This is a genomic window from Niallia sp. HCP3S3_B10, from assembly GCF_052064465.1.
In the GTDB taxonomy this organism is placed as follows: Bacteria; Bacillota; Bacilli; order Bacillales; family Cytobacillaceae; genus Niallia; species Niallia hominis.
The window spans coordinates 11,198-25,481 of record NZ_JBQHVO010000032.1; the positions used below are offsets into that span (position 1 = coordinate 11,198).

Consider the following 14,284-nt stretch of genomic DNA (forward strand, 5'->3'; position numbering starts at 1 on the left):
TATGACTTCTATTAATAAATATCTTTCTTCGTAAACACAAGAAATGAGATAATAACTCCAGCTACTCCCCAAATAGTAAGAACAATTAGGGAGAATGGGAGGGACATTCCTTCAATGGGCGGAATATTTCCTTGGAGATAATCTGTTAATCTTAGGTTTACCATGAAAAAGTATTTGGCTGACTCCCAAGAAGAAGCAATCGAACTAATAATCGAACCAGAGATCAAGAATGCAAGCATGGCACCCATTCCTGCAGCTGTACTTTTAATAAGCACGGAAAACATAAAGGAAAGTGTACCTACTACAACAGACACAAACCAACCAAGCCCAAAAACCATTAAAATATATTGCCATTGAGGTACTAAATGGACATTAGCAGTATTTAATTCACCAGCTTCTACCGTAAAACCAGTTAATATGGGAGCAGTCCAACCAACATATCCAAAGAATAGACCAGAAATAAGATAAGAAAATAATCCAAAGATAAATAATATAAAGGAAACAGACAGAATTAGGGTTATATATTTACTCAAAAGGATCTTCCAACGCCTTACCGGTCTAGTCAACAAAAGCTTAATGGTACCAATACTTTTTTCTGATGAAACAAGATCAGCTGAAATAATCATTACCATTAAAGGAAGAAGGAGCTGGATGGAATTGTCAAGAAACACACGCAAAAAGGTAGGAGCTCCTGGTTCTTGCGGATTAATATTATTATCGAGATAATACTGGCTTTGATCAATCCTAACCTTTAATTGAGAGCGGAATTCTTCAGAAATCCCACTAGAACCAATTCTGTTTTGCATATCTACGATGGATTGCTGTAAAGTGACTCGCCAATCAGCATCCCCCACTCTCTTTTTGACATTTTCCATTTCACGATACTGTGCATATGTAAACATCATAATCATTATTCCAATAATAATTGTTATAACTAATAGACGCTTGCTTTTGACCAATTTTAGCATCTCGTTATATATAAGTTTATTCAAAAGAGGAATCACCTCCTATAAGCTCCAAGAAAAGATGCTCAAGAGATGGGATTTGTCGATTCATCTCTGTAATATTCACGTTCGACTCCATCAATACTCGACTCCAATTTCCTACTTCTGCCTCTATATAGGGGGTGATCACATACTCCTCTTGAACATGGATAGAAGGAGCAAGCTTTTTCAAGATTTCTATTCCCTTTTCTAAAGGAGTAAAACGCCAGATTAATTTCTCCTTTTGGGTTAATAAAGAATGAACAGATTCGGTATGAATGATTTTACCTTGTAAAATAATCGATACGCGATCACATAGTAGTTGAATCTCGCTTAATAAATGACTGGATACAAGTACACTGAGTCCTTCTTCCTTTGCAAGGAAGCGAATAAATTGCCGCATTTCTCTGATGCCAGAAGGATCTAATCCATTTGTTGGCTCATCAAGAATTAATACTTTAGGTCTGCTTAATAACGCTTGGCCAATTCCTAGTCGCTGCCGCATACCAAGGGAATATGTTTTCACCTTGTCATGAATGCGATCGGTTAATCCAACTAATTTTACAACTTCAGTAATCCGTTTATCATCTGAATTTGTTAACATTCGCGCAAAATATTGGAGGTTTTCCCAGCCAGTTAAATAAGGATATAATTCTGGATTTTCGACAATACAGCCTAAACGTTCCATTGCCTTTGAAAAATCCTTTTTTACATCGTAGCCACAAATGGATATTTGACCAGAGGTTGGTTTAATTAAACCAACCAGCATACGTATTGTAGTCGTCTTCCCAGCTCCATTTGGCCCAAGAAATCCAAATACTTCTCCACTTTTTAATTCAAAGCTAATGTCTTTAATAATGTCCCGTTTGCCAATTCTTTTTGTTAAATGTTGAACAGATAATGTTATATCATTCATTTTCATTTACCTCCCATGAAATAAGAGATGCTACACGTTCAGCCATCAGCTGATAGCCCTTTTTATTAGGATGGAAATAATCCGAATATAAATACTGCTGGACATTCTGCTGGAAAATGTCATAGGTGGGCACAAAAATCGTTTGGGCATAATTGGCGCATATCTCTGCTGTAGCATTATTCCATGTGCGAACTACTTGAGAAGTTAAGGCACTATCGTCTAAATCGTTAAATGGATTATATAATCCCATTAAATAAATGGGTGCATCTTTGTTGACAGAACGGATGGTAGCTAGAATGGTATGTAAATGCTTGGAATAGGTTGCCATTAATTTACTTATTGATTCTTCATCAATTTTTGTGAGGGATTGTCCTCCTTGAAAAAGATCATTACCTCCTATTGTAATAAAGAGAAGGTCAGCATTTGCCGTTTGTCTTTGTATTTCCTGCTCTGTTAATTGCTTGGCTAATTGCTCGGTTGTTAATCCTTTTATTCCATAATTAGTAATCGTTATTTCTTCTTCCGTTTTTTCTGCTAGCGATTCCTTGAGGTACCCTATATACCCTTTTCCAGTATCATCACCAGTACCACGAGTAAGCGAATCACCTAAAGCTAAGAGCTGTACACCATTTGTTTTGCTTATCTTTTGCTGTTCTTCGGATGTTGTTTGAAGATTATTATCTGGATGATTGTTATAGTCAACTAGCACCCATCCTAAGCCAATTAACCATAGCAAACAAACGATGGTTGATAATGTTAAAATGGAAACGGTTATGTTTTTTCGCAAATTTTAACCTCCTAACAGATGAAATTTTTCACAAAAACAAAGAGAAATAAACCTATCCATTGTAAATCTTTTTCTACTCGCCTTTAAATAGCGAAATAGAAACGAGGAAGAGTAAATGTAGAAAAGGATAAATGAAACAAGTCAGACAAGAAAGAGGTAGCCTAAAAAATACGAGTGGGAAATTTGTTTTTTAGGCAAGAAGGCAGAAAAAGGATTTTAATGAATGTCCTTTTTCTTAAATCTTCCACCGCGAACTTCGGAAATATTTGCTACTGCTAGAAATGCTGTCGAATCTAATTCTTCTATAATCGTTTTTAGCTTTGCTTCTTCTAAACGGTTAATGACACAAAAAATGACTTTCTTTGTATCTCCTGTGTAAGCGCCTTCTCCTTTCAAATACGTTACGCCACGTCCTAGTCTTGCTAGTATCGTTTCTCCTATAATTTCGGAGTGATCACTAATAATCCATACTGATTTTGATTCATCCAAGCCAGCTATTACAATGTCAATTACTTTAAAAGCAATAAAGTAGGCAATTAATGAATACATGGCCCGATTCCAGGAAAAAACAAACCCAGCACAAATAAAGATAAATACATTAAAAAACATAATGATTTCACCAACGGAAAAGGGACTTTTTTTACTGAAAAGGAGAGCTAATACTTCTGTACCATCAAGGGAGCCGCCAAAACGTAGAACAATTCCAACTCCGATTCCGAGAATGATTCCACCGAAAACAGTTGCTAGAAGTAAATCAGAGGTGAAAACCGGTACATCATGCAATAAAATGGTAGTTACAGAAAGAACGCTAATTCCTAGCATAGTGGATAAGGTAAAGGTTTTACCAATTTGCTTGTAGCCAATGTAGAAGAAGGGTATATTAAGTAAAAAGATAAAGTAGCCTAGCTTTGCGCCAGATAAGTGAGAGAGAATAATAGAGATTCCAACAATTCCTCCATCCAAGATTTGATTGGGAACAAGAAATTCCTCAATCCCAATTCCCATTAAAATACTACCGATAATAATGAAAAATATCCTGCTCGCTAAAACTCTTTTTGGCATAATCTTATGCTGTGGTTTTTCTAGAAAAGCCTCTGTGTGTAAATTTGATGACTCCATCATCAATCCCCCCCAATAGTAGAAATTCTATGTAAAAAGCGTGTGAAAAACGAATAGATAGATAATTCTATTTTATCATACTAGTTTTGAAATAGATGCATCATAGCTTCGTATTTACTAATATAATCAGTAACGTAAAAGGAAAAACTCTATCTTTACTTAAACCATCCTTTTCTTTTGAACAATATAAACATGCCGATAACGATTATTGCCATAAGAAACAATAACCCAAAGTATCCATATTTCCAATGAAGCTCAGGAATATTTACAAAGTTCATCCCATATAAGCCCGCTAAAAAGCTAAGTGGCATAAAAATGGTTGTTATGACTGTAAGAATTTGCATAATTCTATTTGAATGATGGGAATTGTATGAGAGATAACTATCTCTTATATCTGTTGTCAATTCGCGATTTGATTCAATCAATTCACTGATTTTTAATAAATGATCATAAATATCAGAATAATATTCTCTTTTCATTAAGAGAGCAGATAATTTTTCGGTATTAATCATTTTATATACCAAATCTTTCATTGGTACGACCGTATGACGTAAGGAGAGAAGCTGATGCCTTGTCGTAAATAATTCATCAAGCAATGCTTCCATTGTTTTTTTATCAGGATTTTCATCAATTTCTGCTAAAGTATCCTCAATCTCATAGACAATGGGAATATAATTATCCACTAGATGATCTAATAGCTGATAAAGAACGGTATATTGTGTCCATGCTCCAATATCGTCATTTGCTAACAAATTATTTACAGCATGAACTTCAATAGAAGTATGATGATGAAAGGTAACAATATAATTTTCCCCTAAGAAAATATTAAGTTCGTCTTTTTTAATTGTTTTAGGATTTAAACAATGAGTGACAAAAAAGGTGTATGTTTCAAAAAAGTCTATTTTAGGACGCTGCAAATTATGGAGACAATCTTCTATTGATAATGGATGGAATTCAAAAGGATGATGTAATTTCTCGATTTCCATTTCGATGGGTTGATCAAAATCAACCCAAAACCACTTATAATCTCCGTCTAAGATTTCTTCTAATGTAAGATCAGAGATTAGCTGATTGTTTTTCGTTATAGCTAAGGTATGAATCATATCAATAACTCCTTTTATAATTGGTGTTATTAATTAGGATAGTTTATCCCACTCTTAACGGACAAGTAAGACGCTCCATCTTTTGTTTATGGGAATTAGAAAAAAATTAATTGTCCGTAAAGTAGAATGGTTGAACGAACCATCAGCGAGTGATGAAGGAAACGCCAATTGTTGCAAGTTTCTTTTTTTTATTAGTTTATAACAAATGAAAAGAATTTTATGCAGGTTTGAAAAGGATTTGTTTTTTCTTCCTCTTAGCTAGAGGGTATGAAAGTTCCTAACAACTTCTGCTATAATAGATATATTAAAGGACGCTAGTAAATAGGAAGTGTTAGGATGAAAATACTCGTAATCGAAGATAATGAAAGTGTTTGTTCCATGCTAGAAATGTTTTTCCTAAAGGAAGGGTATGAAGGGAAATTCATTCATAATGGAAAAGAAGCATTAGACTTTTTTATGGCTAATCAGAACTGGGATATTATCATTATTGATTGGATGTTACCAGGAATGGAAGGTGTTACAATTTGTAGAAGGATTAGACAGGTCAGCTCTGTTCCGATTATCATGCTTACTGCAAAAGACAGCGAGTCAGATCAAGTACTTGGGCTAGAGATGGGCGCAGATGACTATGTGACAAAACCATTTAGCCCTTTAACGCTTATGGCCCGGATTAAAGCCGTGACTAGAAGATATCAAAAAGATGCAACAAATCAAGTGGATGAAAAATTTCTTGCGACAGAGCATTTTAAAATTAGTAAGGAAAGGAGAGAAGTTATATACAATAATCAAGTCCTTACCAATTTGACACCGAAAGAATTTGATTTGCTCTATTATCTAATCAGTAACCCTAAACAGGTTTTTACAAGGGAGCAGTTACTGGATCGAGTTTGGGGCTATCAGTTCTATGGGGATGAAAGAACGGTAGATGTTCATATTAAGCGGTTAAGAAATAAAATTGGCACGAAAGATCAGCCATTTATCCATACTATCTGGGGTGTTGGCTATAAATTTGATGAATCATTGGTAAGTGGCTAAGTGAGAAGAGCAACAAGCAATTTTGCTTATTGATTCAAATATCTTTGAGTTTAACTGAAAAATGTAGCCTTTACCGCGTTTTTGGTAAAGGCTACATGTCTTATGATACAATTTCTGCTTCGGATGAAGGAGAAGGAAGAGTTTGCTTCATGGTAATAAGCTTTGTTTGTTGTTCGATCACTGTGGCAATTTTTTTAACCTCTACATATTTAACATGATGATCTTCCATTTCTATAATCTTAAAGGAATAGGATTCATAGTTAATGATATCTCCTTCAGATGCTTCATAATTGGAAGTAAGAATCCAGCCACCCAATGTATCGATTACTTCATCATTTATGCTTATTTGGAGTAAAGCATTCACTTCATTTATTATAACTTTGGCATCCAATATATAGTGATTTTCTTTTATCGTCCGAACTGGAGGGATTTCATCACTGTCAAATTCATCCCATATATCCCCAACGATTTCTTCAATAATGTCTTCCACTGTAACTAACCCTGAAGTTCCGCCATATTCATCCATTAAGATCGCCATATGAATGCGATCTTTTTGCATTTTTACTAATAAATCTTGAATGGGATAGGTTTCAATGACTCGAATGACAGGTCTTATATAAGGTTCCAACGTTTTTTTTGTTAAGTTCCTGCTTTTTAATAATTCGGTCATAATTTCTTTTACGTTTATCATGCCGATTATATGGTCCTTATCCCCATCAGTAATGGGATATCTAGTAAATTGCTCTTTCTGTATAAGATGAAGTAATTCATCTAAGGTACTAGATTGTTCAAGGGAAATAATTTCTGTCCGCGGCACCATAATTTCTTTAGCAATTCGATCATCAAAGTCAAAAATATTATTTACATACTTATATTCGGATTGATTAATCTCCCCATTTTTATAACTCTCTGATACAATAATGCGAAGTTCCTCTTCCGTGTGTGCCAATTCGTGTTCGGAAGCAGGCTTTAGTCCAAACATTTTTGTGATGACTCTAGATGAACCATTTAAAGTCCATATAAATGGATATAGCACTTTATAAAATAGGATTAAAGGCTTTGCTGCCCATAATGTAATTTTTTCTGCCTTATGAATAGCGAATGTTTTTGGAGCCAGTTCTCCAACGACAACATGTAAAAATGTAATAAATGTGAACGCCAAAGAGAAGGATAAGACGGTTATGGCTGTTTCAGGAACATGGATGATTTGAAGCAATGGTGATAAAAAATGCTGTACAGTTTCTTCTCCAATCCAACCAATTCCAAGTGCAGTAACGGTTATGCCGAGCTGGCATGCAGATAAATATTCATCAAGATTACTAGTAACTTTTTTGGCTGAAAGGGCATTTTTATAGCCTTCCTCTATAAGCTGATCAATCTTTGAACTACGAACTCTAATAATAGCAAACTCTGAAGCTACAAAAAAAGCAGTCAAAGCAATTAAAATGGCTATTATAACCAAGTTAAATATGTCCAAATAAATTTCCTTATCTCGTTTACCGAGTAAGGAGTCACCTCCTGATTAATTCAGATTGAAAGGAACTAAATCTACATTAAGTAAGCCACTTTTTGACGTATTGTCTATTTTTCTTAATAAACGAGGGTTGCAGGATGAGTTAGTATAATAATCGTTTTAAAGTAATCTTTGCTATTATATTCTTTATTTACATAAACAATCCCATTATACCACCTCACATTTGGATAATTGTATTAATAATTATACGGTAAGCCAAACTATCTAGTCAAACAATGATAACGTTAACTTTTTTAATTTTCTGTCTTTAATATAGTGTATGAAGTTAAAGGAAGCTTCATGTTCTCTATCCACTGATTCCTGTTAGGGACAGAAGAAAGAAAAAATAAGTATTACGATGAAACATTTTTGTTTAGCTGTTTCATCGTAACTAGTAAGGGGAAGTTTCCGATCATGGAAAGTAAAATCATTTTTCTATAGTTAGGTGTGAAGGTATTTTTTGAACATCAAAGGTAAAAATATGCTGTCGAATCATTTTGTCAATTTTAAATAGATAGCCATTATATTCGATGGCTTCCCCCTTTTTAATGTTGGGGTTTTGAAACAAAATCCAGCCACCAAGCGTATGAATATCCTCTCTATTGATTGTGATGGATAGCAATTCATTTACTTCTGTTAAGGATAGCTTTGAATCAAGGATATAGTGATGATCACTAATTTTTTGAATAAGCGGTGTTTCCTCTTCGTCAAATTCATCCCGAATTTCGCCAACAATCTCCTCTAATATATCTTCCGCAGTAATCAGACCTGCAGTACCGCCAAATTCATCATAAAGAATGGCAATGGAAGTTCTTTCTTTTTGCATCTTTAAAAAAACAGCTTGTATCGGTGTTGATTCAATTATATGAATAATTGGTTGAACATAGTCCGATAAAGATTTATTTTCATTACCATTTTTTATCCAATCAGTGAGAAATTGTTTTATATGGATAAAACCAATGATGCTATCTTTATCCTCATTTTTAGTAAGGGGATATCTAGTATATCGTTCTGTTTGAATGATATTTACGGCTTCTTTAATTGTTAAGTTATCAGTTAATGTCACCATTTCGGTCCGTGGAACCATAATTTCGTTTGCCAATCGGTTATCAAATGCAAAAATGCGATTAACATAGTTATATTCTGAAAGACTAATTTCTCCATTTTTATAGCTATCTTTTAATACAATTTGCAGTTCTTCTTCAGATAGTGCCTCATTATTGGCAGTTGGATCTGAGATTCCCCATAATTTTGCTACTTGTCTTGACGATTTATTTAGGAGCCAAATAAAGGGATACATAATGGTGTAAAACCAGATAAGTGGTTTACTTACTAATAAGGAGATTTTTTCCGTAAGAATAATAGCGACAGACTTTGGGAAAAGTTCTCCAATAACTACATTAATATATGTAATAATCGAAAAAGAGAGTACAAACGCCAAACCTTGGGATAGAGCAGCTGGAACGTCCCAATTTACCATTAAAGGCTGAATCAACTTTAAAATGGTAGGTTGTCCTAACCAACCTAGTCCTAAAGAGGTAATAGTTATCCCTAATTGGCAGGCAGATAGATAGCTATCAATATTTTCAATTATCTTTTTTACTGTAAGGGCATTTTTATGTCCTTCTTCTACAAGTTGTTCAATCCTTGCAGGTCTTACACGAACAATAGAAAATTCTGTTGCCACAAAAAAAGCAGAAAAAGCAGTTAGTATGACAATTACCAATAGTTGCATTCCAATCATTATTTCTTTCATCACCAATCATTTATTATCAAAGAAGTATTATCATAATTCTTTTATTTTCTTATTTTATACCTTTTCTTTCATAAAATAAAATAAAGAGAGGAGAGGATTTGAACAATTTTTGTTTTTTATCCTCATTTAAATGAATGGGACGGGAAAAATTACTGCTTTGCTGCCCATTCTCTTGCCAGCATGCTGTAGGAATATAAATCGTGATAATGGTCATAAAGAAATTCACCATCTCTGATAATTCCCTCTTTAGTAAAGGCTAGCTTTTCAGGAATTGCTTGGCTTTTTATATTTCTTACCCCACATTGTATTTCCATTCGGTTTAACTTTAAATAATAAAAAGCATAATTCAGCATGGCAGCTACAGACTTTGTCATAATACCATGTCCTTGTGCATCTTCTGCTAAAAAGTAACCAATGCTTGCTTTGCGGCTTCCCCAATCTATTTGTTGTAACGTAATCATCCCTACTAGCTTACCATTAAAAAAAATGCCTGCATTTAGTTCCGTTTGTTCAGTAAAGAGTTTATTCCATAAGGGAATAATGGTTTGATATTGATAAGGAGAAGTTATTTGATCGACCCATGGGAGCCACTCCCGTAAATACTTTCTGTTTTGATTAACGATTTGAAAAAGTTCACTGGAATCTTTTACTTCTAATAGTCGTAATCTAATCTGCTGATCTACAAAAATATTAAACAACATCGTTCATCCTTTCTAATTTTCTAAGAAGGAGATATCGTTGTATTTTATGCGAAGAAAAATATTTGGCTCGCAAACTTTGAAATCTTACGCTATCTAAAGTGGAAATTAGGCGTTTTGAAACCAGACAGTAATTTTTATAAAATATTGTAAAATAGGTTAAAAAATAGGTAGAATGTACCGATATTAAAGATATAGAGACATAACTAAGGCATTCTCTGATGGAGACGCTGTTTATTAGTGAAAGCGTTTATTTCATATCGGTGTTTGCTTAGAAATGGCCCCTTAATATGGACGGCGGAAGAGAGGATGTTTCGTAATGAAAAAGAAAAATAGTTTTAAAGTGAAAACGCTCATTATAATGAATGTGCTTATCCTAATAACTACATTAATTAGTGCATTTGTTGGTTTTTATGTCGCCAAAAATGAAAATTCAGAAACAGTAATAATCTTTATAGGTGCAGTAGTTATCATTACTGTATTAAGCTCATTTGTTTTATATGTTCTAATGAAAGGTAAATTTAAGGCAATCTCCCGCCTGAATGACAAAGTAAATATGGTGTTGCAGGGACAGCCATCTTTCGAATATAGCTACAAGGCGAAAGATGAAATAGGTCAATTAAGCCGTTCTATTGATCAGTTACAGGAGAAATATTCTTTTTTAGTATCCAGTTTAAAAACGGTGAATGAAAATGGGCTGAATCAAGCAAATGATGTTTCGGTTATCGCAGAGGAAACATTGGCAAGTTCAGAAGAAATTGGTAGAGCAATGGCTGAAATTGCGGAAGGAGCTGTAAGCCAAGCGTCCGAATTGGAAGAAGTGAAAAGAGAGATTGATAGTCTTACTAATTCGATTGATAATATGGAAGGAAAAAATCAAATCATTAAGCAAGCGACTGAAAATGCGCAAGAAGCATCCCATAATGGACAAAAGACGATTAATTCTCTGAAAATATGTAATGAGAATGCAAGTAAGTCTACAAACGATGTAAGTATTGGAATCAGCAGTCTCTATCAAAAAGTGCTAGATATTTCAAAAATTACTTCCACTATTAATAGAATTGCAGAACAAACAAATCTTCTCGCTTTAAATGCAAGCATTGAGGCTGCAAGAGCTGGCGAACATGGAAAAGGCTTCTCTGTTGTTGCAAATGAGGTTCGAAATTTAGCTGAAGAGACAAACTCTGCTACCAAACAAATTCAAGATATGATCCAAAATATTGAAAAAGAAATGGAAAGTACGGTCATGTCGATATATGAAACGACAAACCAAACAGCAGAATTAGACACAGCAGTAAAGGATACAGAAAAAGAATTTACTGCGATTGCAGCAGCTGTTATTAATAGTATTGCAGCAGTTAAAGAAATGACAGGTGAACTTAACCGTGTGGTTGAACAAAATAATCATATTTCCCGTTCCATTGCAATGGTTTCAGAAGTATCAGAGTCTGTAGCTGCAGCAGTTGAACAAATTGCTTCTAGTACTGATGAGCAAACATCTGCAATTGGAAATATGGCCAAAACAGCAGAAGTAATGAAGAGTAGTAATGAGGAATTGAAGGATTCATTGGTAAAATTTAATCTATTATAAAGGAAAAGCCTTTGCTTGGGAGCAAAGGCTTTTTTTTATAGTTTCGAAAACATAAAGAAAGCAATTATCAAAAGCTAGTTTCCTAGATAAAGATGCCATTTCACTATGGTTAGAAGAAGTCCTAGAGTTTTAACTAAAAGCCTCCACAAAAACAATTCATCTCAGTGGGGAGGGTAGTGCACAAATACATTAGTTTCTAAAATTCATTGAATTGTCACAATTATCTGTATAAATCAGATTGAATACTGTTGTTGTGATTGATATAACTATCTTATAAGAGAAAGATAATCATTCTCAATTGAAGAAAAGAGGTGAAGTAAGGTGGAAGTTAGGGTTGGACAAAGATTAAAAATAAATAAAGTAGAAGAAGGAAATTCTATGCTTCAAAGAAGATTACTTGATTTCGGATTAATGGAGGGTGCTGTAATAACTATCCAGCAAATTTTGCCATTTGAAGGACCATGCATTTTGGAATATGAAGGTACAGTAATTGGGATGAGAAAAAGAGATATGAAAATTTTGCAAATGGAGAGGGTATAAGATGGAATTAGCACTTTTGGGAAATCCGAATACTGGAAAGACATCTTTATTTAACCATCTAACGGGAACATATGAATATGTTGGAAACTGGAATGGAGTGACGGTAGAGAAAAAGATCGGTACTTTAAAAAATAAAAAGGCAATTTTAGTAGATTTGCCAGGTGTTTATTCTTTAACACCAATCTCTGAAGAAGAAGCTGTAGTCACAAAGTATTTATTAGAAGGAAAGATGAGTCGGATTGTCAATATCATTGATGCCTCTCAGTTAAAGCGAAATTTGTTATTATCAATCCAATTAATAGAATACGGTAAACCAGTTATTTTTGCCTTAAATATGATAGACATTGCAAAAAGAAATGGGAAGAGTATTGATTATCCTTTGTTAGCAACCTATTTAGGAGCTACTACTATTGCAATAAGTGCAAGAAAAGGGAATGGTTGTGAGGAGCTATCACGAGCGTCCACTATTAAACAGACGATGGAGAATGAAGAACATACTCTATCTATTCATTATGGAGAAATAATAGAAGAGGCAATAGAAAAAATGACCCTCATGCTTCAAGAAAAAACAGACCTTTCAATAAGATGGCTTACAATCCAATTACTTGATGGAAATGCAGCAATTCGTTCCTTTCTAACTAATCTTTTGACAAAACAAGAGATAGATTCATTGATTAATGATGTAACAATAGAATGTGAAAAAATAGGAAAAAAGCCAGAACAAGTAATCTATCTTAAACGGAGAGAAGTGGTTGATCAAATTGTACAAAGAGTCGAAGTAATAGCAGATAAAAAACGTATGCCAATCTCGGATAATTTAGATTATCTTGTAACAAATAAATATTTAGGTTTTCCTATTTTTATAGTCTTTATGTATTTATTATTTATGATGACTTTTGATTGGTTTGGAACACCGTTATCTGATTTGCTAGATTATTTTATTTCTGATTTATTAACGAATGGAGTAACAAGTCTTTTAACAAGTTTGCAAGCTACAGACTTTATAAAATCCCTTGTTATTGATGGAATTATTGCAGGGGTAGGTGGGGTTTTGGTTTTCGTTCCGCAAATTTTTATTTTGTTTTTTTGTATTTCCTTTTTAGAGGACTCGGGCTATATGTCTAGAGTAGCACTCGTAATGGATAAATGGTTAGAAAATGTAGGATTGAATGGGAAAGCCTTTATCCCAATGATTATTGGGTTTGGCTGCAATGTTCCTGGGGTCATGGCGGCAAGAACGATCGAAACAAAGAAGGAGAGATTATTAACGATTTTATTGTTACCATTAATGAGTTGCTCGGCAAGATTTCCTGTTTATGCATTATTCATAGGAGCTTTCTTTGGAAAAAATGGAGCGATAATAGTGTTATCTCTCTATATTTTAAGTATTGTAATGGCCTTATTACTCGCTAAATTATTTTCCTCCACTATTTTAAAAGGAGAAAAATCTATCTTTCTAATCGAACTGCCACCATATCGATTACCTAGTATAAAGGTATTATGGAAAAGTACATGGGACAAAGGAAAAGGATTTTTAAAGAAGGCAGGTACTTTTATCTTCGCTGGTTCTGTTTTCATCTGGTTATTAACTTATTTAGGCCCAGGGGGATTAGATGTAAAAATGGACCAAAGCTTTTTAGCGTTAATTGGTTCAGTGATGGCTCCAGTTCTTGCCCCACTAGGTTTTGGAACATGGGAAGCAGGAGCATCCTTATTAACTGGATTTCTTGCAAAAGAAGCAATTATTTCTGCTATGAATATCATATATGCCGTTCCTGATACAAGAAGCTTGCAGCATTTAATGGGTGAAGTCTATACGCCGCTAGCCTCCTATAGTTTTATGGTGTTTATTCTATTATACATTCCTTGCCTAGCAACACTTGGTACTATCTATAAAGAAACAGGATCAAAAAAATGGTCTGCATTTTCTGTTGGTTATGCACTTATTCTTGCATATCTTATTTCTTTTGTAATTTATCAACTCGGAAAATGGATCGGTTTAAATTAAAGGAGTGAATAGAATGTTGATCAGCATTTTACTCGGATTTCTGATTTTTAGTTACGCAAGTTATGGGTTATACCGTCACATTCAACAATCGAAAAAGGGAAGATGTGCAGCGTGTTCCTTACAGAAAGCTTGCGAACAAAAATGTGAAGCATTGAACAAAAATAATTAATTTAGGGCATCTCATAGTTTTAAATTGATATTTATGCAAAGGAAGCTTATAATATTAGTGATGGTG

At 34.1% G+C, this 14,284-nt stretch carries 13 protein-coding genes; 5 read left to right on the forward strand and 8 right to left on the reverse strand.

The genetic code is table 11. The features are described 5' to 3' along the window. Positions 1–11: 11 nt before the first annotated feature. The 5 genes from ACTNDN_RS14460 to corA form a co-directional block, all read right to left on the reverse strand. A complete protein-coding gene (locus tag ACTNDN_RS14460; RefSeq protein WP_441131341.1) occupies positions 12–992 on the reverse strand; it encodes an ABC transporter permease in 981 nt (326 codons plus the stop codon). Further along, positions 985–1,899 (reverse strand): ABC transporter ATP-binding protein, encoded by a 915-nt coding sequence (locus tag ACTNDN_RS14465; protein ID WP_441131342.1) that lies wholly within the window; start codon positions 1,897–1,899, stop codon positions 985–987. The genes ACTNDN_RS14460 and ACTNDN_RS14465 overlap by 8 nt, the downstream gene beginning before the upstream one ends. After that, the gene (locus tag ACTNDN_RS14470) at positions 1,892–2,686 is read right to left on the reverse strand and encodes an SGNH/GDSL hydrolase family protein (protein WP_441131343.1); all 795 of its coding nucleotides are present in this window, start codon (positions 2,684–2,686) and stop codon (positions 1,892–1,894) included. The genes ACTNDN_RS14465 and ACTNDN_RS14470 overlap by 8 nt, the downstream gene beginning before the upstream one ends. Before the next feature lie 216 nt (positions 2,687–2,902). After that, a complete protein-coding gene (locus tag ACTNDN_RS14475; RefSeq protein ID WP_414630348.1) occupies positions 2,903–3,748 on the reverse strand; it encodes a YitT family protein in 846 nt (281 codons plus the stop codon). Between the two features lie 212 nt (positions 3,749–3,960). Continuing rightward, the gene (gene corA / locus ACTNDN_RS14480; RefSeq protein ID WP_441131344.1) at positions 3,961–4,908 is read right to left on the reverse strand and encodes a magnesium/cobalt transporter CorA; all 948 of its coding nucleotides are present in this window, start codon (positions 4,906–4,908) and stop codon (positions 3,961–3,963) included. Between the two features lie 336 nt (positions 4,909–5,244). Here corA and ACTNDN_RS14485 point away from each other — a divergent pair, with 336 nt between their 5' ends. After that, positions 5,245–5,943 (forward strand): response regulator transcription factor, encoded by a 699-nt coding sequence (locus ACTNDN_RS14485; RefSeq protein WP_284561839.1) that lies wholly within the window; start codon positions 5,245–5,247, stop codon positions 5,941–5,943. A gap of 100 nt (positions 5,944–6,043) precedes the next feature. Here ACTNDN_RS14485 and ACTNDN_RS14490 read toward each other — a convergent pair whose 3' ends face one another. The 3 genes from ACTNDN_RS14490 to ACTNDN_RS14500 all read right to left on the reverse strand — a co-directional run bounded on the left by ACTNDN_RS14490 (position 6,044) and on the right by ACTNDN_RS14500 (position 9,910). Continuing rightward, positions 6,044–7,420, reverse strand: a complete 1,377-nt coding sequence (locus tag ACTNDN_RS14490; RefSeq protein WP_441131345.1) for a hemolysin family protein — start codon at positions 7,418–7,420, stop codon at positions 6,044–6,046. Between the two features lie 463 nt (positions 7,421–7,883). Then, positions 7,884–9,200, reverse strand: a complete 1,317-nt coding sequence (locus tag ACTNDN_RS14495) for a hemolysin family protein (protein WP_349204426.1) — start codon at positions 9,198–9,200, stop codon at positions 7,884–7,886. A 161-nt stretch (positions 9,201–9,361) separates the two neighbouring features. Next, positions 9,362–9,910 carry a GNAT family N-acetyltransferase gene (locus ACTNDN_RS14500; RefSeq protein WP_048718708.1) on the reverse strand — a complete coding sequence of 183 codons (549 nt, stop codon included), beginning with the start codon at positions 9,908–9,910 and terminating at the stop codon, positions 9,362–9,364. Positions 9,911–10,229: 319 nt separating this feature from the next. Between ACTNDN_RS14500 and ACTNDN_RS14505 the strand changes: the two genes are divergently transcribed. The 4 genes from ACTNDN_RS14505 (at position 10,230) to ACTNDN_RS14520 (ending at position 14,218) form a co-directional block, all read left to right on the forward strand. Continuing rightward, positions 10,230–11,501: a methyl-accepting chemotaxis protein gene (locus ACTNDN_RS14505; protein ID WP_235251756.1), complete on the forward strand. Its 1,272-nt coding sequence runs from the start codon at positions 10,230–10,232 to the stop codon at positions 11,499–11,501. Between the two features lie 321 nt (positions 11,502–11,822). Beyond that, entirely contained in the window at positions 11,823–12,041 is a 219-nt protein-coding gene (locus tag ACTNDN_RS14510; protein ID WP_031535687.1) for a FeoA family protein, read from the forward strand. Between the two features lies 1 nt (position 12,042). Continuing rightward, the gene (gene feoB / locus ACTNDN_RS14515; protein ID WP_235251755.1) at positions 12,043–14,049 is read left to right on the forward strand and encodes a ferrous iron transport protein B; all 2,007 of its coding nucleotides are present in this window, start codon (positions 12,043–12,045) and stop codon (positions 14,047–14,049) included. 13 nt (positions 14,050–14,062) lie between these two features. Beyond that, complete coding sequence (locus ACTNDN_RS14520) at positions 14,063–14,218, forward strand: FeoB-associated Cys-rich membrane protein (protein WP_081836553.1); 156 nt, start codon at positions 14,063–14,065, stop codon at positions 14,216–14,218. The last annotated feature ends 66 nt before the right edge of the window (positions 14,219–14,284 follow it).